General features: G+C 65.2%; 16 protein-coding genes. 7 read left to right on the top strand and 9 right to left on the bottom strand.

Annotated elements, in window-relative coordinates; all coding sequences use genetic code 11:
- Positions 1–2,730: two-partner secretion domain-containing protein (locus tag D7S89_RS26200; RefSeq protein WP_121281829.1), on the bottom strand; the 2,730-nt coding region annotated here is incomplete at its 3' end.
- Positions 2,731–3,117: 387 nt separating this feature from the next.
- Between D7S89_RS26200 and ilvA the strand changes: the two genes are divergently transcribed.
- A complete protein-coding gene (gene ilvA, locus D7S89_RS26205) occupies positions 3,118–4,731 on the top strand; it encodes a threonine ammonia-lyase, biosynthetic (RefSeq protein WP_121281796.1) in 1,614 nt (537 codons plus the stop codon).
- Here ilvA and D7S89_RS26210 read toward each other — a convergent pair.
- Genes D7S89_RS26210 through D7S89_RS26220 form a run of 3 tightly spaced genes read right to left on the bottom strand, consistent with a single transcriptional unit; the run spans position 4,713 to position 8,962 of the window.
- Positions 4,713–6,233 (bottom strand): efflux transporter outer membrane subunit, encoded by a 1,521-nt coding sequence (locus D7S89_RS26210; protein ID WP_121281797.1) that lies wholly within the window; start codon positions 6,231–6,233, stop codon positions 4,713–4,715. The two genes, ilvA and D7S89_RS26210, sit on opposite strands and share 19 nt — an antisense overlap.
- Before the next feature lie 19 nt (positions 6,234–6,252).
- Positions 6,253–7,827: an MDR family MFS transporter gene (locus D7S89_RS26215; RefSeq protein ID WP_121281798.1), complete on the bottom strand. Its 1,575-nt coding sequence runs from the start codon at positions 7,825–7,827 to the stop codon at positions 6,253–6,255.
- A complete protein-coding gene (locus tag D7S89_RS26220) occupies positions 7,820–8,962 on the bottom strand; it encodes an HlyD family secretion protein (protein WP_121281799.1) in 1,143 nt (380 codons plus the stop codon). The genes D7S89_RS26215 and D7S89_RS26220 overlap by 8 nt, the downstream gene beginning before the upstream one ends.
- 131 nt (positions 8,963–9,093) lie before the next feature.
- Between D7S89_RS26220 and D7S89_RS26225 the strand changes: the two genes are divergently transcribed.
- On the top strand, positions 9,094–9,972 hold the full coding sequence (locus D7S89_RS26225; RefSeq protein WP_121281800.1) for a CerR family C-terminal domain-containing protein: 879 nt from the start codon (positions 9,094–9,096) through the stop codon (positions 9,970–9,972).
- Between the two features lie 38 nt (positions 9,973–10,010).
- Here D7S89_RS26225 and cobM read toward each other — a convergent pair whose 3' ends face one another.
- From cobM to cbiE, 4 genes are read right to left on the bottom strand one after another with little or no spacing between them, the layout of a single operon-like run.
- Positions 10,011–10,739: a precorrin-4 C(11)-methyltransferase gene (cobM, locus tag D7S89_RS26230; RefSeq protein ID WP_121281801.1), complete on the bottom strand. Its 729-nt coding sequence runs from the start codon at positions 10,737–10,739 to the stop codon at positions 10,011–10,013.
- A gap of 54 nt (positions 10,740–10,793) precedes the next feature.
- The gene (locus D7S89_RS26235) at positions 10,794–11,528 is read right to left on the bottom strand and encodes a cobalt-precorrin-6A reductase (protein WP_121281802.1); all 735 of its coding nucleotides are present in this window, start codon (positions 11,526–11,528) and stop codon (positions 10,794–10,796) included.
- Complete coding sequence (locus D7S89_RS26240) at positions 11,525–12,628, bottom strand: cobalt-precorrin-5B (C(1))-methyltransferase (protein ID WP_121281803.1); 1,104 nt, start codon at positions 12,626–12,628, stop codon at positions 11,525–11,527. Before D7S89_RS26240 ends, D7S89_RS26235 begins: the two co-directional genes overlap by 4 nt.
- Positions 12,628–13,866, bottom strand: coding sequence for a precorrin-6y C5,15-methyltransferase (decarboxylating) subunit CbiE (cbiE, locus tag D7S89_RS26245; RefSeq protein WP_121281804.1), 1,239 nt, complete (start codon positions 13,864–13,866; stop codon positions 12,628–12,630). The genes D7S89_RS26240 and cbiE overlap by 1 nt, the downstream gene beginning before the upstream one ends.
- A gap of 142 nt (positions 13,867–14,008) precedes the next feature.
- On the opposite strand from cbiE, the gene cobG reads away from it, so the two are divergent.
- Genes cobG through cobJ form a run of 4 tightly spaced genes read left to right on the top strand, consistent with a single transcriptional unit; the run spans position 14,009 to position 18,600 of the window.
- Positions 14,009–15,517: a precorrin-3B synthase gene (gene cobG / locus D7S89_RS26250; RefSeq protein WP_245983329.1), complete on the top strand. Its 1,509-nt coding sequence runs from the start codon at positions 14,009–14,011 to the stop codon at positions 15,515–15,517.
- Entirely contained in the window at positions 15,510–16,136 is a 627-nt protein-coding gene (locus tag D7S89_RS26255; RefSeq protein WP_121281806.1) for a precorrin-8X methylmutase, read from the top strand. The genes cobG and D7S89_RS26255 overlap by 8 nt, the downstream gene beginning before the upstream one ends.
- Positions 16,136–16,867, top strand: coding sequence for a precorrin-2 C(20)-methyltransferase (locus D7S89_RS26260; protein ID WP_121281807.1), 732 nt, complete (start codon positions 16,136–16,138; stop codon positions 16,865–16,867). The genes D7S89_RS26255 and D7S89_RS26260 overlap by 1 nt, the downstream gene beginning before the upstream one ends.
- A complete protein-coding gene (gene cobJ, locus D7S89_RS26265) occupies positions 16,855–18,600 on the top strand; it encodes a precorrin-3B C(17)-methyltransferase (RefSeq protein ID WP_183085354.1) in 1,746 nt (581 codons plus the stop codon). The genes D7S89_RS26260 and cobJ overlap by 13 nt, the downstream gene beginning before the upstream one ends.
- 83 nt (positions 18,601–18,683) lie before the next feature.
- On the opposite strand, the gene rpsU is transcribed toward cobJ, so the two are convergent.
- Positions 18,684–18,896 carry a 30S ribosomal protein S21 gene (rpsU, locus tag D7S89_RS26270; protein ID WP_121281808.1) on the bottom strand — a complete coding sequence of 71 codons (213 nt, stop codon included), beginning with the start codon at positions 18,894–18,896 and terminating at the stop codon, positions 18,684–18,686.
- Positions 18,897–19,398: 502 nt separating this feature from the next.
- Between rpsU and D7S89_RS26275 the strand changes: the two genes are divergently transcribed.
- Positions 19,399–19,602: a cold-shock protein gene (locus D7S89_RS26275; protein WP_121281809.1), complete on the top strand. Its 204-nt coding sequence runs from the start codon at positions 19,399–19,401 to the stop codon at positions 19,600–19,602.
- The last annotated feature ends 109 nt before the right edge of the window (positions 19,603–19,711 follow it).

Genomic DNA, 19,711 nt, shown 5'->3' on the forward strand with positions numbered 1-19,711 from the left:
GCCGCCGACGGAATTGTCGAACCTGTTGCTAACGCTGATGGTCATCGGCGACGCACCATACTGCGTAATCTTGCCGCCGTGGTTCGTCAGATCCGTCGCTGTCAGCTCGAGCTGATTCGCTTCCAGGTTGCCGCCGCTGTTGTCGAACGCATGCTCGATCGTCGCCGTCAGGTTCGGCGCGACGATCGAGCCGCCACAGTTTGTCAGCGATCCGCTATGGATCGTTGCATGCGCATCCGCGCCAAGCGAGCCGCCGTCGTTCGTCAGCGCATCGCTCGTCACAATCAGGTCGGCATTCGACGACAGTTTGCCCTTGGAATTGTTTAGCGTGCCGCCGACCGTCGCCGTCAGGCCGGCCTGCCCGACGACGGAACCTGCCGTGTTGTCGAATGTGCCCGCTTGTGCGACGACACGTCCGTTGCTCACGATCTTGCCGCCAACGTTCGACGCCGAGCCTGAGCCATCACCGAGCGTCAGCGTGCCGGTGCCCGCATGAATCAGCGAGCCGCCGTCGTTGACGAGCGTCGCCGGCGCGAGCGTCAGGTCGGTGCTCTTCGTTTCCAGCGTCCCGCCGACGGAATTGTCCAGCGTGCCGCTGACGTTGACGGCCATGGGGCCGTTCCCGGTTTGCGTGATGGTGCCACCGTGGTTCACCAGATCGGTCGCGTTGAATGTCAACTGAGTCGCCTGCATCGTGCCGGCGCTGTTGCTGATCGTCGTGGCGTTCACGGTAGCGGCGTGCTTCGCAAAAAACGAGCCGCCGCTGTTCGTCAAACGCGCACCCGCGTTGACCGTCGCGTTCTGGCCGGCTTTCAGCAAACCGCTCGAATTGTCGACCGACTGTCCGGTGACGTGCAGATCCGCTTGCGCGGTGATCGTGCCGTGATTGACGACAGCGCTGCCTTGCACGTTCACGTCGCCGTTGCCGCCGATCACGCCGCCTTGCGCGCCGGTCGCGGTTGTACCCGCCGTGTTCGTGAGCTGACCGCTCGTCGTGATCGTCAGGCCGTCGCTGGGCCCGGAGGGAATTCCTATGGGTTTGAGCGACGTGATGCGGCCAGCGGTATTGTCCAGAGAGGTCCCGGAAACCGTCATTCCGTCCGCGCTCTGCAGCGTGCCACGATGGTTCGCGATTGCACCGCCATTCACGTGCATCGTGCTCTGCGACACCATCGTACCGGCCTGATTCGCGATCTGTCCGGATGCTTGCAGGGAAAGCGGGCCTTGCGATGAAACGTTCCCGCTCTGGTTCGATAGGCTGCCGGCGGTCAGCGTCATGCCGCTGCCGCTCGACAGGCTGCCCCGGTCGTTGGTCAGCGCGCCCGATGCATTTGCACGGAGGGTCCCCTTCGCGCTCGTCGTCGCGCCCGAAAGATTCAGGTCGCCCGCGGTTGCTTTCAGCATGAGGTTGCCGTTCGCGGCCGATTGACTGCCGGCGAGTTTCACATCGGTGCCGGTCAGTGTCGCGTTGCCGCCCGCGGCGTTCCGGCCGGTCGCGTTCAGTTGGCCCTCCGCCGTCACGGTCAGATCGCCGCTGCGGCCGGCGGAGCCTTCGTTGTTCACGCCCGCGCCGAGCGTACCCGTCGAATTCACCGAACCTGCGTTGACGCCAACGTTCTGTTGCGCGGCGAGCGTGCCGCTGTTCGTGAGATCGGCCCCCGTGCTTACCGACGCCGATTGTTGGCTGTAAGTCGTGCCACTGTTGTCGATGCCGCCGGCTGCCGACAGCGCGAGGTTGCCACTCGCCGTCGTCTTGCCCGTCAGCACGAGCCGACCATTCGCCTGTAGCGTCAGCTCGCCCGTCTGAGCAGTGAGCGTACCGGCGCTAGCCACGCCCACTCCGTACTCGTTAGACACGAGAAATATCCGGTTGCTGTACATCCCGCCCAACTGACCGATGTCGATCGCGATCGTCGGGGCGGAGCCGTCGCCTGTGATGGGCATCGCGACAAGCGTGTCGCGATTGACCTGGTTTGCACCCGCGACAACGTTCAGGTTCTTCGCATAGACGGCGGCGTTGACCTGAACCGCGCGCGCGATGAGGTCGACCTGGTGGATGTTCGCCGCATTCAGGCCCGCGCCTGCGACCGTTATGAGGCCTCGGTTGACGTTGAAACCGGCGAGCGAACCGTCGGAGCCGTAGAACGGCACGCCGGTCGTCAGAGTCGCGCGACTGGTATTGATGAAGCCACCGCCGTCCACGTAGATTCCGGACGGGTTGGCGAGCACGACTTCGGCTCTGGGTCCCGCAATCTCAACGAACCCTCTCAGCTGGGATGGGCTTGCGCTGTTGACCTGATTGACGATGATGCGTGCGGCCTCGCCGGCGCCATAGTTCGGGTTGCCGTTGACGTAGCCCGCGAGTTGCGTGTTCGTGAGCGTGGCCGCGTTGTTCAAGATCGCGCCGGCACGATTCACGTCGAACTGGTTGTAGGTATTGACCGACACGCCTGCGCTGGAAGGGCGCGCCACGTTCACGTGGGGCAGGCCGTTTTGCGTCTGGATGACCTGCGTGCTGGTTCCCGGCGTCGGCACAATCTGCGCCCACGCCAACATCGGCAGGATGCCCGACCATGCTATCGCGACGGCGGCCGTCCGCGCGGTCCGTGACCGGCGGCCGGCTCGTGTTTCACCGCCGGCCGATTGGCCCGCAGCGGTGGCCGTTTCTTCGACGGCCACCACCATCCCCCGGAGCCGGGAATACACCAAACGGTACGTGTTGTGGTTCATCGTGCCGCGTCCGTATTCTTAGACGCGATGGACGATAGCCGGAAGACTGGCTTTGCCTGAGCGAAACCTTCCAATTTCGGACTCGTCTGATTGGCGGCTGGGCTGGCTACGCGTCACTACACCAACACTTTTACCGCAGCATCGCAGCCATCCCTACAGCACATAGACCTGCTCGACTGGTCTTGCACCCGGGATTGACAGATGCGCGCCGATACGCCAAAGTTGCCGCCATGAGCCGCCACGCATTCCCCATCGCGCAGATTATTCGCATCATTCGACAACGAATGGTGGGTTAGCGCGCGCTCAAGCAATCAGCCAAACCCGCCCTCCAGGCGGGTTTTTCATTTCCGCCTGCTGGTCTCCCCTCACCTCGCCCAGGAGCCGGAAATGCCATCAAGCCAAGCCGCTGCGGTCGTCGCAGTTGAAGCCGAAGCGGCAGCCAACGCCGATACCCCCGCCGAACAAGCCCCGCGCGTGCTCGATCAAAGCGATTATCTGAAGCGCATTCTGACTTCGCGCGTGTACGACGTGGCACACAAGACCGAGCTGCAATTCGCACCGCGGCTGTCGCAACGGCTCGGCAATGCCGTCTACCTCAAGCGCGAAGACAACCAGCCGGTGTTTTCGTTCAAGCTGCGGGGCGCCTACAACAAGATGGCGCACTTGAGCGCCGATGCGCTGGCACGCGGTGTCATCACCGCTTCGGCCGGCAACCATGCCCAAGGCGTGGCACTATCGGCCGCGCGGCTCGGCGTGCGCGCGACGATCGTCGTGCCGAACACGGCCCCCCGCGTCAAGGTTGAAGCCGTCCGCGCATTCGGTGGCCCGACCGTCGAAGTCGTGCAGGTGGGCGAGTCCTACAACGATGCTTACGCCCACGCGCTCGAGCTCCAGCAAGCCCAGGGTCTGACGTTCATCCCCGCTTTCGATGATCCCTATGTGATCGCCGGCCAAGGCACCGTCGCGATGGAAGTCATCGCCCAGCATCAGGGGCCGATTCATGCGATCTTCGTGCCGATCGGCGGTGGTGGCCTCGCGGCAGGCATCGCGACCTATGTCAAAGCCGTGCGCCCCGGCATCAAGGTGATCGGCGTACAAACCGTGGATTCCTGCGCGATGGCGCAATCGATCGAACAGGGCCATCGTGTGGAGCTCGCGGAAGTCGGGCTGTTCTCGGATGGCACGGCCGTCAAGCTCGTCGGCGCCGAAACGTTCCGGCTATGCCGCGCTCACCTCGACGAGGTGGTGACCGTCGATACCGATGCGCTTTGCGCCGCGATCAAGGACGTGTTCGAGGATACGCGCAGCGTGCTCGAACCGGCCGGCGCGCTCGCGGTAGCCGGCGCCAAGCTGTATGCGCAGCGTGAAGGCACCGAGCAGCAGACGCTGATCGCGATCACTTCCGGGGCCAACATGAACTTCGATCGCATGCGCTTCGTGGCCGAGCGCGCGGAAGTCGGTGAAGCGCGCGAAGCCGTGTTCGCCGTCACGCTGCCAGAGCAGTCGGGCAGTTTCAAACGCTTCTGCGAACTCGTGGGCACGCGCAACGTGACCGAGTTCAACTATCGGGTGGCCGATGCGACAACGGCACATCTGTTCGTCGGCGTGCAGATCAAGCATCGCGGCGAACCGAAGGACATCGCACAGACGTTCGAGGCCAACGGGTTCCGCGCGCTCGATCTGACCGGCGACGAACTCGCGAAGCAGCACATCCGCTACATGGTGGGCGGTCGCTCGCCGCTCGCGCGCGACGAGCGCCTGTTCCGCTTCGAATTCCCCGAGCGGCCCGGCGCGCTGATGAAGTTCCTCTCGGCGATGGCGCCGCATTGGAACATCAGCCTGTTCCACTATCGCAATCAAGGCGCCGATTACAGTTCGATCCTCGTCGGCATCCAGGTGCCACAGGCCGAACACCGGGAATTCGAGCGCTTTCTCGCGACGCTCGGCTATCCGCATCGCGAGGAAACCGCCAATCCGGCGTATCAGTTGTTTCTGTCCTGAGCGGTCTGCACGCTGCTATCGGGCTCGGCCTCGGTCTGCCACCCCAGGCCGAGGCTCTTCTGCAACAGCACGAAGTCTTTCAGCAACTCGGCCTGCCCTGCCACGACATCCTGCTGCGCCGAGAACTGCGTGCGCTGCGTGTCGAGCAGATCGATCAGCGTCGCGACACCGGCACGATAACGCTGATCCATCAGCGTGGCGGCATGATCGGCCGACGCCTGCACGGCCTGGAGACGAACGAGGTGCTCGCGTTGGTGCCCATAGCGCGACAGTGCCGTGTTCGCGTCCTGCAACGCGGCGAGGACCGTGTGCTCATAGCGCGCACTCGCTTCGTCACGCGCCGCTTGTGCCGAATGCACGTCCGCCGTCGTGCGGCCGAAGTCGAACACGTTCCATTGCAGATACGGCAGGCCAGCCCACGAAAAATTCGTTTTCCGAAACAAATGCGCTGGCTCGGCAGCCGTATAGCCGAGATCGCCGAGCAACGACACCTTCGGAAAATAATCGGCGACGTGCTCGCCGATCTGGGCGTTGCTCGATGCGAGCCGCCGCTCGGCCGCGCGGATGTCGGGGCGCTGTCGCAGCATCGTGGCCGGCTCGCCGATCGGCACCGAGGTCGGTAACGTAGGCATGGCCTGCGACGTCGACAGCCCGGCGTCGAGCGCACCCGGTGCGCGGCCCGTCAGAACGGCAAGGCGATCGAGCGATTCCGCGATCTGCGCGTCAAGCGGCACGAGTGTCGCGCGCGTCGTCTGCACTTGTCCCGTGAGCCGTTCGACGTCGACATCGGCAGCCGTACCGCCTGCGCGGCGTTGCTGCGTCAACGTCAGCATGCGCTGCTGCGCGTCCGCCGAGCGCTGCGCGAGTGCGAGCCGTTGCTGCTCGTCGCGTAGATCGACATAGGCTTGCGCGACTTCTGCCGCCAACGACACCTGCGTATCGGCGAGATCGGCATCGAGCGCCTCGGCTTGCGCCGATTGCGCCTCGATCGCGCGACGCGTGCCGCCGAACAGATCGATCTCCCATGATGCGTCGAGACCTGCCGTGTACAGCTGCAAGGGCCCTTGTCCGCCGCCTGCGCTCCCGGTCGAGCCGTTGCCGCCCTGGGACAGGAAGGTGCCAAGATTCGGTTCGCGCATGCGCGGTGCAGCGGCGTTGGCCGACAGCTTCGGCAGTTCGTCGGCGCGCTGCCGTACGAGCTGCGCGCGTGCCTGACGCAAGCGCTCCTGCGCAGCGTGCACATCGGGATTGTGCGCAAGCGCCGCGTCGATGAGCGCGTTCAGTTGGGTATCACCAAGCGTACGCCACCAAGCGCTCGGCGCGCGCGTCGTCAAGACGTTCGCCGACGAAGCACGCACGAACGTCGCTGAGTGAGCGGCGTCGCTCGCCACCGGTGGCGCCCCCTGATAGTCGGGGCCGACCGTGCAGGCGCCCAACGCGCAGGCGGCCGCAAGCGCGATCGCGAGCGCTGAAGCAACAGGAAGATAACGGTAAGTCGACATCGTCAAGGAATCCGAAGCGTCAGTGGCCGGCCGAGGACGTATTGCCCGTCTGCCCCGCCGGGGTCTTGAGCAGCAGCGCGAGTGGAATGCATGCGAGCAGCGCGATCGCGAGCAGGTAGAACGTCTCCGAGTACGTCATGACAGCTGCCTGCACTTGAATCTGGACGGCGAGCTGCGCGAGCGCACGCATCTTCGCGTAGGCGAGATCGCCCGTTTGCGCGAACCAGTTCGCCGCACTCGCCGCGAGACGCCCCTGCCCCAGCACGGAATTGGCGGTCAGCGATTCGCGGATGGCCGCCGTGTGGAACGTCGTGCGCGAATCGATGATGATGCCGACGATCGCCAGCCCGAGCGAGCCGCCGAGGTTGCGCGCCATGTTGTAGAGGCCCGCGGCATCACCCGATTCTTCGCGCGAAACGGCGGCCATCGAGGCCTGGTTCAGCGGCATCATCGCCAGCATCTGGCCGACGCCACGCAGCAGCTGCGACCAGAGGAAATCGTGCCCAACGCTTTGTGCGGTCAACTCGATGTCGAGCAGACAGCTACCCGCGAAGCACAGCAGCCCGCTGATCACGAGCACGCGGTAGTCGACCTTGCCGAGCAAGCGCGGCAGGAGCGGCATCATCAGGAACGCGGGAATACCGGAGAGCAGCATGATGTTGCCCGATTGCTCGGCGTTGTAGCCCGCGATCAGGCTCAGGAACTGCGGCACGAGATACGACACGCCATAGAGCCCGGCACCGACCGCCGAGACGATCACGATCACGCTCGCATAACGCAAGTTGCGCATCAACGAGAGCCGCATGATCGGCTTGTCGGCCACGAACTGCGAAATGCCGATCAGGATAAAGCCCACCACCGTGACGCAGGTGAACGTCACGATCTCCTGCGACTCGAACCATTGCCGGCGCTGCCCTTCCTCGAGCACGAGCGTCATTGAGCTCAGTCCGATCGACAGCCCGACGATGCCGATCCAGTCGGCGTGGATCAGATCGTGCCAGTGCGGCTTGTCGGCCGGCAGCCCGACGACGAGCAGCGTGAGCAACGCGATGCACACGGGCAGATTGATGAAGAAGCACCACTTCCACGAGACGTTCTCGGCGAGCCAACCGCCGAGCACCGGGCCCAATAGCGGCCCCAACAGCACGATCAACCCGAAGATCGTCATGCCGACCGGCATCTGTGCGCGCGGCAGCCGCGTGCGGATGATCGTCTGCGCGGTCGGGATCATGGCGCCGCCCGTGAACCCTTGGCCGATGCGGCCGATCACCATCATCGTCAGCGTGTTCGAGAAGCCGCACATCATCGAGAAGACGATGAACAGCGCCGAGTTCGTGAGCAGGAAGTTACGCAGCCCGAACACGCGCGTGAGCCAGGCCGCCAGCGGAATCATCACGATCTCCGACATCAGGTAGCCGGTCGAAATCCAGGTGCCTTCGGTGCCTGTCGCACCCACTTCCCCCTGGATCTGCGGCAACGCCGAGTTCGTGATCGAAATGTCGAGCGTCGCCATCAAGGCGCCCAGCGCGCCGGCCGCGACGGCGATCCAGTCGACGGCGCTCGCGCGTTCGACCTGCGCGGGGGCCTCAGCCATGATCGTTCTCGGCGGCGATGCGCTTGTCGCCTTCTTGCGCCGAGCGCGTGTCGATGTCGACGGTCACCGACAGCCCCGGCAGCAGCACGCTGCGCGTCTGCGGCCCGGTTTCGATGCGGATGCGGACCGGTACGCGCTGCACGATCTTCGTGAAGTTGCCGGTAGCGTTCTCGGGCGGCAGCAGCGCGAACTGTGCGCCCGTGCCCGGAGCGAAGCTGTCGACGACGCCATGCAGCGCAACACCGTGCAACGCGTCGACATGCAGCGTGGCGGGCTGGCCTACACGCATGCGGCCCACCTGCGTCTCCTTGAAGTTGGCGACCAGGTAGACGCTCTGCACCGGCACCACCGTCATCAAGCGCGTACCCGGCTGCACATACTGGCCGACGCGCACCGAACGGTCGCCCACGCGCCCTGCGATCGGGCTGTAGAGCGTGGTGTCCTGCAGGTCGAGCCGCGCCTGTTGCAGGCTCGCGCGCGCCGCCTCGAGTTGCGCGCGGGCCTGCGCGATTTGCGCGGTCGTCGACGCAATCTGCGTTTGCGCGGCGTTGACGGCCGCTACGTTCGCGGCAAGCGTCGCGCGGGCCTGATCGCGCGTGCTCGTCAGATCGGCAAGCCGTTCGTGGGTCTCAGCCCCGGTAGCTGCCAGCGGCGCATAGCGCGCGACATCCGCCTGCGCGTGGTCCAACGCGACGCGCGCGACCTGCGCCTGAGCCTTGGTCTGTTCGACGGTGGCCATCTGCTGCTGCAATTGCGCCTGCGCCCGTTGCGCATCGGCCTCGCGCGCCGCGACGGTGGCTTGCGCCTGATCCAGCGCCGCCTGGTATTGGCGGAAATCGAGTCGCGCGAGCGGCGCGCCGGCGGCCACCGATTGATTGTCCGTCACGTAGACCTGCGCGACGTAGCCGTTGACCTTCGGCGCGACGGTCACGCTGTCGGCTTGCAGGTAGGCGTCGTCCGTGCTTTCGACGAAGCGGCCGACCATCCACCAATGCGCGAACCAGACTGCACCAGCAAGCAGCGCAACGAGGCCGATGACGATCAGCCAACCCTTTTTCTTCGGCCGTTGCGGCGTGGGCGCGGCGGTGTCGGGCCGCGCGAGATCGCGCGATGGAGCATCTACGGTTGCGGACATGGTGAACGATCCTAAAAAGGGGGCGAAGCGGCGCCAATTATTCCAGTTGGAAAAATTGTGTCAAGCGATATATTTTTTGTTGAGGCATCATTGAGGCCTTGAGCAAAGGAAAGACGCAAGGACATCCAGACATGAGCGAGACGAAGCGTCTTCGTCGTCCGGCCGAAGGCGGCTACGCGCGCGGCGACGAAACGCGCCAACGGATCATCACCGCAGCCATCGAACTGTTCGGCGAGCATGGCTTCGCCGCCGCCTCGACGCGCGAAATCGCCGCGCGCGCAGGCGTGAACGCGCCGGCACTGCAGTATTACTTCGAGAACAAAGAGGGCGTGTATCGCGCCTGCGCCATCCACATCGCGGAAGACGTCTGGTCGACGTTCGAGCCCGTGGTCACGCGCGCTCAGCAGGCGCTCGATGCCCATGCCGATGCGCGTACGCTGATGGAAGCGTTCGTCGCCATTCAGGAAACGATGGCCGATCGCATGTTCGAGAAGGCGGTATCGGCGTGCCAACGGCTCTTTTTCGTGCGCGAGCAAGCGGGACAGGAGCCAGCGATCGCGTCGGAGATCCTGCAGGAGCGGCTGCGCCAACCCTTGCACCGCGTGAGCGCCGCGCTGATCGGGCGGATCAGCGGCACGGCCTCCGATGACCCCGTCACGCTGATCCGCATGCTGAGCCTCTTTGGCCAGCTGATGGTCTTCAATATGGCGCCGCGCTCGTCAATGACGTTGCTCGGCTGGCAGGAGGTGGACGCGCAGAAGGTCGAGCAGCTAAAGTCGATCGTGCGCGATCAAACGCTCAAGTTGTTCGAGGCATGGCACGCCGAGGGGCTGACGAAGAAGCCGGCGGGTAAGCGGGAACGGGGTAAGCAAACGAAGGAAGCCGAAGCAAGCAGCAAGCCGGTGCGTGCCAAGCCCACCGCCAAGGCGGCCGCCCCCAAGCACACGGCGCCTGCCGCGCGCGCAAAACGCTCGACGCGTGCCGCGCCGGCGACACCGCGTTCGCGTTAGTCGTTAGTCACGACACGACGCGCGCCGTCGAGCCAGCGTCACTGCGCCTTCGCGTACAGCGTCGACTCGGCAAACCCCTCCGCAGCCAGCACGCGACCGACCAGGATCAGCGCGGTGCGCTCGATGTCGGTCGCCTTCACCTTGTCGACGATGTCGGCGAGCAGGCCCGTCACGCGCTCCTCATCCGGCCAGCTGGCGCGATAGACGACCGCGATCGGGCAATCGTCGCCGTAATGCGGACGCAGCTCGTCGACGATGCGCGCGAGATGACGCACGCCGAGGTGAATGGCCATCGTCGCACCATGCCGGGCGAGGTCACCAAGCTGCTCGCCGGCCGGCATCGCCGTCTTCGTCGCGTAGCGCGTGAGGATCACCGTCTGCGAAACGTCCGGCAGCGTAAGCTCGCAGCCGAGTGTCGCCGCGCACGCCGCCGTCGCCGTCACGCCCGGCACGATTTCATAGGGAATGCCGAGCGCTTGGATGCGTCGAATCTGCTCGCCGATCGCGCCATACAGCGATGGGTCGCCCGAATGCACACGCGCCACGTCCTGCCCCTTGCTATGCGCGTCGAGCAACAGCGCAACGATCTCGTCGAGGTCCAGTTCGGCCGTGCTGACGACGCGCTCGGCCGTGTTGCCGTCGAGTACCGCGGCGGGCACGAGCGAGCCCGCGTACAGGATCACCGGGCAGCTGCGTACCAGACGCTGGCCCTTGACCGTAATGAGTTCAGGGTCACCGGGCCCCGCACCGATAAAGAACACCGTCATCGTGTCGACTCCGTGATTCGATACGACGCATCGCGCTTCGCGCAGCCGCGTCGGTCAGGATAGGGTTTGCAGCGCATGCGCCAACGCAGCCGGATCGTCGAAGGCGCGATCGGCGTCGGGCAACGGCGGACGCTGCAGCATGATGATCGGCAGCGAGCGTTCGCGCGCCACCTCGAGCTTCGCTTCGGTCGCCGCACCGCCGCTGTTCTTGCTCAGCACGACGTCGATCGCGCACGCATCGAAGAGCCTGCGTTCACCTTCTTGCGTGAACGGGCCGCGTGCATCGATCACGCGCGCCCGTTCGTTGCCTTCGTGCGCGTCGAGGCAACGAATGGTCCAGTACTGATGCGAGGGAATCTCGTGCAGATGTGCGAGCGGTTCGCGTCCGAGCGTGAACAGCGGACGCTCGAACGGTGCGAGTGCAGCGACGAGCTCCGCCCAATCGTCGACGAACCGCCAGTCATCGCCCACTTGCGGTGCCCACGGCGCGCGCCGCAGCGCCCAGTACGGTATGTATGCCATACGGCTCGCCGCCGCGGCATTGGCGCTAATACGGGCCGCGTACGGGTGCGTCGCATCGACGACGAGGCCGATGCCTTCGTCGGCGATATACCGGACGAGCCCTTCGCTGCCGCCGAAGCCGCCCACGCGTACCGTGCACGCCAAGTCCTGCGGCACGCGCGCCAGCCCTGCGAGGCTATAGACGTGTCGCGCGTCGAGTCCGCGCGCGAGCTTTAGCGCGTCGCCGGTGCCACCGAGCAGCAGGATGCGCGAGGCCTGTCTCGTCATCGTGCCGCTCCAACGAAGCGCCCTTCCCGGTCGATCGCAAACGTCTCGACGGCGACCCCATCCGGCACGATCGCACGCGCAACGTCGCGCGCATGGCGGCACACCACGTCGCCGAGCGGCACACCCGCCTCGTGTGCGAGTGCGAGCGCCTGCTGGCTCGTGTTCGCCGCAACGATCGACGCCTGCAATGCGGCGTCGGCGCCATGTTCGGCAGCCCAGCTCGCCAGTTGCGGCAGATCGATGCTCGATTGTTTGCTATGCAGATCCAGATGACCGGACGCCAGCTTGCTGAGCTTGCCGAAACCACCGCACAGGCTCAGACGCTCGACCGGCGCTCGCCGCAGGTGTTTGAGGACTGCGCCGGCAAAATCGCCCATTTCGATCAATGCGATGTCGGGCAAGCCGTAATGCGCGCGCATGGCCGCCTCGCTCGCGTTGCCCGTGCAGGCAGCGATGTGGCGATAGCCGTTCGCCCGCGCCACGTCGATGCCTTGATGGATCGACGCGATATACGCCGAGCACGAAAACGGACGCACGATGCCGGTGGTGCCGAGAATCGACAAACCGCCGACGATGCCGAGCCGCGGGTTCATCGTCTTCAATGCGAGCGCTTCTCCGCCCTCGACGCCGATCGCCACCTCGAAACCGCCGTCGTAACCGTATTCGGCTGCGAGCTCGATCAGATGCTCGGTCATCATCTTGCGTGGCACGGGATTGATCGCCGGCTCGCCGACCGGCAGCACGAGGCCCGCACGCGTGACCGTACCGACGCCGGGCCCCGCCCGAAAACGCACGCCGGGCTCTGATATGAGACGTACGCATGCGAAGACGACCGCACCGTGCGTGACGTCGGGATCATCGCCGGCATCTTTGACGGTGCCCGCTTCGGCACCGTCCGCGCTGTCGCGGCCGTTGACGTAGCGGCAATAGACAAGCTGCATCGGCACGTGCTGCCCCTTCGGCAACACGATCTCCGCGACCTCGCTCGCAATGCCGCCCAGCAACAGCCGCGCCGCCGCCAGCGAAGTAGCCGTCGCGCAGCTGCCGGTGGTATAGCCGCTGCGTAGCGGCCGCGGCGCCTCGGGCGTTTCCTCACGCATCAGGATGCCTCGGTGGCGGATAGCACGTCGGCGTTGAGCGGCTTGAAGACTTCGAGCAACGTGATCGGCAACGCCTGCCGCCATGTGTCGAAGCCACCCAGCGACTGCGCTTGCGCGAGTGCGATACGCGTGAGCGAGCCACCGTGCCGTTCGCGCCAGGCGGTCAGCACGGCGTCGCCTTGCAGCGTGACCGCGTTGGCGACGAGCCGCCCACCTGCGCGCAGATGCGCCCAGCAAGTGTCGATGAGGCCGGGCGTCGTGATACCGCCACCGATAAAGATCGCATCGGGCGTTGCCAGACCTTCGAGCGCGTCGGGGGCCTGGCCGGCCACGAGTTGCAAGGCAGGTACGCCCAGCGCATCACGGTTGTGCTCGATCAGGCGCTGCCGCTCCGCGTGCGCTTCGATCGCAATCGCGCGACAGCTCGGATGCGCACGCATCCACTCGATGCCGATCGACCCCGAGCCAGCGCCGACGTCCCATAGCAGCTCGCCCGGCGACGGCGCGAGGCGCGCGAGTGTGATGGCGCGAACGTCGCGCTTCGTGAGCTGGCCGTCGTTGGCGAACACTTCGTCGGGCAGGCCGACGGTCAGCGGCAACGGCCGCACATGCGGCGCGGCCCGGCATTCGAGCGCAACAAGATTCAACGCCGCGACCTCGGCAACCTGCCATCCATCGGCATTGCCATCGATGCGTCGCTCGCGGTCACCACCCAGATGTTCGAATACGACCATGCGCGTCGCGCCGAAGCCTCGTGCCGACAGCGTCTCGGCCAGCGCGGCGGGCGTACGGCCGTCGCTGCTGAGCACGAGCAGACGCACCCCGTCGCGCAGATGCGCGTGCAATGCCGCAAGCGGCCGGCCCACGAGCGAGAGGGCCATCGCGTCTTGCAGCGGCCAGCCGAGCCTTGCCGCGGCCAGCGACAGCGAGGACGGTGCAGGCAACACGCGCATTTCATCGGCCGGCACGGCACGCGCGAGCGTCGCGCCGACGCCGAACAACATCGGATCGCCGCTCGCGAGCACGCAGACCGGAGCACCGCGATGTGCCAGCACAGGCGCAACATCGAACGGCCGCGACCACGGCTCGCAGCGTACGCGCAGGCGCGTGGGCAACATGGCGAGGTGGCGCTCGCCGCCCACGACGAGCGTCGCATCGAGCAGTGCACGCCGCGCGGCACGGCCCAATCCGGCGTATCCGTCTTCACCGATCCCCACCACGGTCAGCCAGGCCGGCATGGCATCATCCTTGTTGATCTCAGAACCGTTGGCCAGCGCACCCGCAGCGGGCTGCGGCGTCCTGGCGCTATATGAAAGAGGGCATAATACCGCTTCGCCGCTGCCGACCGGGCAGCCTGCGCGACGCCAACCCGTTGAGCCCTTGAGCCACGCTTCGCCCTTTCCCCTTCGACCGTCGGCCTGTCCGGCACTCTCGCGCATCGTCGCCGCACATGACGGCGGGCTGTGTCGCGTCAAGCTGTCGGGCGGCGCGCTCCGTGCCGAACAAGCACTCGCGGTCGCCGACGTCGTCGACAAGCACGCATCGGGCATCGTCGAACTGACCAATCGCGCCAATCTGCAACTACGCGGCGTGCGAGCCGGCGAAGAGACCGCGCTCGTGGACGCGTTGTTGCGCGCCGGGTTGGGGCCGAGGCTGGCTGATCGCTCATATGATGCGGCAACGGCCAGCAGCGAATGCTCCGAACACGCCGAACACACTGCACGCCTCGCCGCCGCCGACGACGTGCGCAATCTGATGGTGAGCCCGAGCGCAGGGCGTGACGTGCACGCGCTGCACGACACTACCGAGTTGGCTGCTCAGTTGCTCGTTCTGTTGCAGAGCGAACCGCGTTTCGCGGCGCTGTCGCCCAAGTTCGCACTGCTGGTCGATGGCGGCGAGCGCTTGATGGAGCTCGACCATGCGCACGACATCTGGCTCAGCGCGATGGACACGGCCGATGCGGCGGATGACATGCCGTGGTTCGCGTTCGGCCTCGCAGGCAGCCCGTCGACTCATGCAGCCCGCGCGCTCGCGGCTGTGACGTCCGCGCAAGTGCCGGCACTCGTGTGTGCGCTGCTCGATACGTTCCTCGCGCTTGCTCGTCCCGAGGACACGCGCATGCGCAACTTGCTGGCCCGGCACTCGACCGAAACCGTGCTGCGAGAGGTGAGCACGCGCCTCGATTTCGCGTTGCGGCGCGATGCGCCCGTCAGGACATGGCGCCGCACACAGGCAGATGCAACGCTGCGATTCGGCGCCCATCGGCAACGTCACCCGGGCCTATGGTACGTGGGCGGACAGCCAGCGCTCGGCCGCCTTGATGCGACGACATTGCGCGCGCTGGCCGAGCTCGCTCGCGAGCATGGCAACGCGACATTGCATATGACACCGTGGCAAAGCGTGCTGCTGCCCGACGTAGTCGAGGCTCGCGTGCCCGCCGTGCTGGCCGGCCTTCGCGCGCTCGGCATCGTACTCGAGCACGAGCATCCGCTCGCGCGGCTCATCGCCTGCGCAGGCGCAACGGGCTGCGTTAAAAGTCACGCCGATACGAAGGCCGATGCGTGGCATCTCGCCTCACGTTTGCCTGCGGATGTGCATGTGCACTTGAGCGGTTGCGTGCGCTCGTGCGCCGCCTCGCATTGCGCACCGTATACGTTGCTGGCCGTCGATACCGGTCGCTACGATCTGTATCGGCGTGAAGACTCGAATGAAGACGGCGCGAGCGACACGATCCGCGCAACGAATGAAATAAACAACGAGGCAACGAACAAGCGCGACACCGGCGCCGCGGCCGAGCGCCGCTTCGGCCGCCGCATCGCGCTTCGTGTGACCCTCGACGAAGCCGCCGATCTGCTCGGCGTGCTCGACCGGAGCCAACCCGATGCTTGACTACATCCGCGACGGCCAGGCGATCTATCGCCAGTCCTTTGCGACGATCCGCGCCGAGGCCGACCTCTCGCGCATTCCCGCCGACCTCGAAAAACTCGCGGTGCGCGTGATCCACGCGTGCGGCATGGTCGATATCGTCGAGGCGCTGCGATTTTCTGAGGGCGCGGGTACGGCAGGCCGTGCGGCGCTCGCGAACGGTGCGCCGATTCTCTGTGACGCGCGCATGGTGGCCGAAGGCATTACCCGCGCGCGGCTGCCTGCCGCGAACCGTGTGGTGTGCACGCTCGGCGAGCCTGAAGTGCCCGAACTTGCGCGTCAGGTCGGCAATACACGCTCGGCTGCCGCGCTCGAACTGTGGCGGCCGTATCTGGAAGGTAGCGTCGTCGTGATCGGCAATGCGCCGACCGCCTTGTTCTACCTGCTCGACCTGCTCGATGCGGGGGCACCCCGCCCTGCGCTGATTCTCGGCTTTCCGGTTGGTTTCGTCGGCGCGGCCGAGTCGAAAGCGATGCTCGCTGCTGATAGCCGCGGCGTGCCGTATGTGATCGTCGAAGGACGGCGTGGTGGCAGTGCGATGGCTGCCGCGGCCGTCAACGCGCTTGCATCGGAGGAGGAATGATGGCGCAGCGTGGACGGCTGTACGGCATCGGCGTCGGCCCCGGTGATCCTGAGCTGCTGACGCTGAAGGCACTGCGCCTGATCAAGGCAGCGCCCGTCGTTGCCTACTTTGCTGCCAAGGGCAAGAAAGGTAACGCGTTCGGCATCATCGAAGCGCATCTGAGCGATGTTCAGCAGCGCCTGCCGCTGATCTATCCGGTGACGACCGAGGCCGTCGAACCGCCGCTGTCGTATGAATCGCTGATCGCCGATTTCTACGACGCCTCGGCTATATCCATCGCCGAACTTCTCGAAGCGGGCCGCGACGTAGCCGTGATCTGCGAAGGCGATCCGCTGTTCTACGGCTCGTATATGTATCTGCATGACCGGCTCGCCGCGCGCTTCGATGCTGAAGTGGTGCCCGGTGTGTGCTCGATGCTTGGCAGTACGGCAGTGCTTGGCGTGCCGCTTGTCTATCGCAATCAGAGTCTGTCGGTGCTTTCGGGGGTGTTGCCGGAAGACGAATTGCGGCGGCGGCTCGCCGATGCCGATGCGGCTGTTGTAATGAAGCTCGGACGCAACTTCGATAAGGTTCGCCGCGTGCTGGATGAACTCGGGCTCGCCGAGCGTGCACTGTACGTCGAACGCGCGACGATGGCGAATCAGCGCATCGTGCCGCTCACTGAAGTCGATCCGATGGCTTCGCCCTACTTCTCGCTGCTCGTCGTGCCGGGGGAAAAATGGCAAGCGTGATGGCGCCTGCGATCGTCGTGCTTGGGGTTAGCGCGCTTGCCACGGCGCGGAGGGTGCAGGAGCGCTACCCTGGTGCGCAAGTGCATGGGCTGGCGACGCGCGTTGAGGCCGATGTGGCGTTCACTGAGCTCGGTGCGCATTTGCGTGAGCTCTATGCCCGAGGTACGCCAATCGTCGCGCTGTGTGCGGCTGGCATCGTCATTCGCTGCGTGGCGCCGCTGCTCTCGAACAAAGGGACTGAGCCGCCTGTGCTTGCGCTGGCTGAGGACGGTAGCGCTGTTGTGCCGCTGCTCGGCGGATTGGCTGGCGTTAACGTGATGGCGCGCGCGATCGCAGAGACGCTAGGCGTGGCTCCGGCGATTACGACGAGTGGTGAGCTGCGGTTTGGGACTTGCGTACTTAATCCGCCTGAGGGTTATGCGTTGGCCGATCTCGCGCAGGGCAAGCGCTTTGTGTCGGACCTGCTGGCGGGTGCGTCCACGCGTGTCGAAGGCGATGCTCCGTGGCTCGATGACGCTGCGCTGCCGCGCGATGCGTCGGCTACAGCGGCTATTCGCGTCACGCCTGAGGTGGCGGATGAACATTCGGGGGACCTGCTGATTCACCCGCGCTGCGTTGTGGCGGCGATGGGGGACCGGCAGGCAGTGTCGGCTGATGATATTCGTGCAGCGATGCATATGCACGGGCTTGCGCCGCTATCGCTGGCTGCGTTGCTCGCACCGGCTAATCGTATCGGCGAGCGTGCGCTCGAAGAAGCCGCTGATGCGCTTGGTGTGACGCTGCGTTTTGTCGATGTGCATCATGTGGGTGAAGATCAAGCACCGGCGTCGGAATCAGCATCAGCATCAGTATCGGTCGCAGAACTCATCGCAGCCGCACTGCGCGTACCGCATAGCGTGCGAGGCGATGGTAGTGACGCGATTGCATTCGCCGTAGCCACACAGCCGGTCGATCCGACGACCATCGGTCGCGCGCGCGGACGGCTCACGGTGTTGGGCCTCGGCCCCGGCTGCGCCGAACTAATGGTGCCGGCTGCCCGCACGGCGCTGAACGAAGCCACCGACATCCTTGGCTACGAAACATACGTGAAGATGGCCGGACCATTTCGCGCCGATCAGCGCGTGCGCGGCAGCGACAACCGCGAGGAATTGCAGCGCGCGCGTCATGCGTTTGCGCTTGCTTGCGAAGGGCGCAGGGTCGTCGTTGTGTCGTCGGGCGATCCTGGCGTGTTTGCGATGGCGGCAGCCGTGCTCGAAGCGCTCGATGCCTCCGACGATGCACGCTGGACGACCGTCGATTTGCGCATCGTGCCCGGCGTGTCCGCCGCGATGGCGACAGCCGCGCAAGCAGGTGCGCCGCTCGGCCACGATTTTTGCATGCTGTCGTTGTCCGACAACCTCAAACCCTGGGACATCATCGAGAAGCGGCTCCGGCACGCGGCCGAGGCCGATCTTGTGATGGCGTTCTATAACCCGATTTCGCGTGCGCGGCCTTGGCAGCTCGACAAGGCGCTCGACATCGTGCGCGCGCATCGCCCCCCCGCTACCTGTGTCGTGCTGGGCCGGGATATCGGCCGCCCTGGTGCGACGCTGAGGACGACGACGCTCGACGCGTTACGCGCGCAGGATGTCGACATGCGCACGATGGTCATTGTTGGTTCGTCGACGACCAGGACCATTCCCGGTGCGCCGCATGGCGAATGGGTTTATACGCCGCGATGGTATCCGCAGTAACTCGGGGCCGGTCGCGTGTGCAAGGGCCAAACGCAGCGAGGTACCTGGCAGGGGGTGTCAGCCTGCCCACCAGGCCGCTCCCGTCAGTACAGCTTTTTCGGTGGCAATGACCGTTTGATCTGTTTTCGTAGCCGAGCCACCGCCGCAGCCTTCTTTCGCTTGCGCTTCGCAGTCGGGGTTTCATAGGCCATCCTGGCCCGCAGTTCCTTCAACAGGCCGGTGCTCTCGATCGAGCGTCGGAAGCGGCGCAACGCAACTTCCACAGGTTCGTTCAGCTTGGGTGTGACGATAGTCAATTCTGTTCCTGGTTGTGAGTTTGCGCCGTGAATCGTCCGGATGTCTGCGGCGGTGTGCGCCGTCTGTCGATGCTGAACGGCGTTTAATGAGAAGCAAAGACTTGGTCGGCGCTCTTGATGCTCCGCGATCTTTGCTCCGGACGTGCGCTGGATTTCACGCAACCGGATTGGATATAGTTCGAAGTTCCGATCGAAAAGTGCGGCGTGAGGCGATCTGCTTGCGATCATTATGCGCGTGATAAAGCGACATGTAACGACATTTTTGCCTCAAACCACGATCTATTTCACGCATTTCGTGCTGTTACGTTTGGTCTCGCGAAATCAGTTGACCAGGCCTGGCTATCCGCGTATCGTGACCGATGAAGTAGTCAGGAAGTCAATTGGTGCTCGTCTCATGTCCGCCATTTGCGCGGAGTTCGCTGTCCTTTTTCTCCCTCTTGATGCTTTTCCCCGTTGCCGTGTGGAACGGGAATGATCAGTTTATTTTTTTGAGGGATTCATCATGGATACCGGTACCGTCAAATGGTTCAACGAAAGCAAGGGCTTTGGCTTCATCACCCCTGACGCAGGCGGCCCCGACCTGTTTGCGCATTTTTCGGAAATCTCGGGCGACGGCTTCAAGACGTTGACTGACAACCAGAAGGTCAGCTTCGAGACGAAGCAAGGCCCGAAGGGGCTTCAGGCATCCAACATCAAGCCACTGTAATTCGTTCTCGGGCGTCCGCGGCCTCGAACAGCGGACGCCGCCCCGCCGCATTGGCGCCCCGACCGGCCGTTCGGTCAAGCAGGGCGCATCCCTATCTGCATCTCCCCCT

Origin of the sequence: Trinickia fusca, assembly GCF_003628145.1 — a bacterium.
In the GTDB taxonomy this organism is placed as follows: Bacteria; Pseudomonadota; Gammaproteobacteria; order Burkholderiales; family Burkholderiaceae; genus Trinickia; species Trinickia fusca.

Bases quoted from the DNA above. Each gene is read 5' to 3' on its own strand.
- D7S89_RS26210 (WP_121281797.1), bottom strand. From the start codon at position 6,233: ATGTCGACTTACCGTTATCTTCCTGTTGCTTCAGCGCTCGCGATCGCG.
- D7S89_RS26255 (WP_121281806.1), top strand. From the start codon at position 15,510: ATGCTTGACTACATCCGCGACGGCCAGGCGATCTATCGCCAGTCCTTT.
- D7S89_RS26215 (WP_121281798.1), bottom strand. From the start codon at position 7,827: ATGGCTGAGGCCCCCGCGCAGGTCGAACGCGCGAGCGCCGTCGACTGG.
- D7S89_RS26235 (WP_121281802.1), bottom strand. From the start codon at position 11,528: ATGACGAGACAGGCCTCGCGCATCCTGCTGCTCGGTGGCACCGGCGAC.
- D7S89_RS26225 (WP_121281800.1), top strand. From the start codon at position 9,094: ATGAGCGAGACGAAGCGTCTTCGTCGTCCGGCCGAAGGCGGCTACGCG.
- cobJ (WP_183085354.1), top strand. From the start codon at position 16,855: ATGGCAAGCGTGATGGCGCCTGCGATCGTCGTGCTTGGGGTTAGCGCG.
- D7S89_RS26275 (WP_121281809.1), top strand. From the start codon at position 19,399: ATGGATACCGGTACCGTCAAATGGTTCAACGAAAGCAAGGGCTTTGGC.
- cbiE (WP_121281804.1), bottom strand. From the start codon at position 13,866: ATGCCGGCCTGGCTGACCGTGGTGGGGATCGGTGAAGACGGATACGCC.
- D7S89_RS26240 (WP_121281803.1), bottom strand. From the start codon at position 12,628: ATGCGTGAGGAAACGCCCGAGGCGCCGCGGCCGCTACGCAGCGGCTAT.
- ilvA (WP_121281796.1), top strand. From the start codon at position 3,118: ATGCCATCAAGCCAAGCCGCTGCGGTCGTCGCAGTTGAAGCCGAAGCG.
- D7S89_RS26220 (WP_121281799.1), bottom strand. From the start codon at position 8,962: ATGTCCGCAACCGTAGATGCTCCATCGCGCGATCTCGCGCGGCCCGAC.
- cobM (WP_121281801.1), bottom strand. From the start codon at position 10,739: ATGACGGTGTTCTTTATCGGTGCGGGGCCCGGTGACCCTGAACTCATT.
- D7S89_RS26260 (WP_121281807.1), top strand. From the start codon at position 16,136: ATGGCGCAGCGTGGACGGCTGTACGGCATCGGCGTCGGCCCCGGTGAT.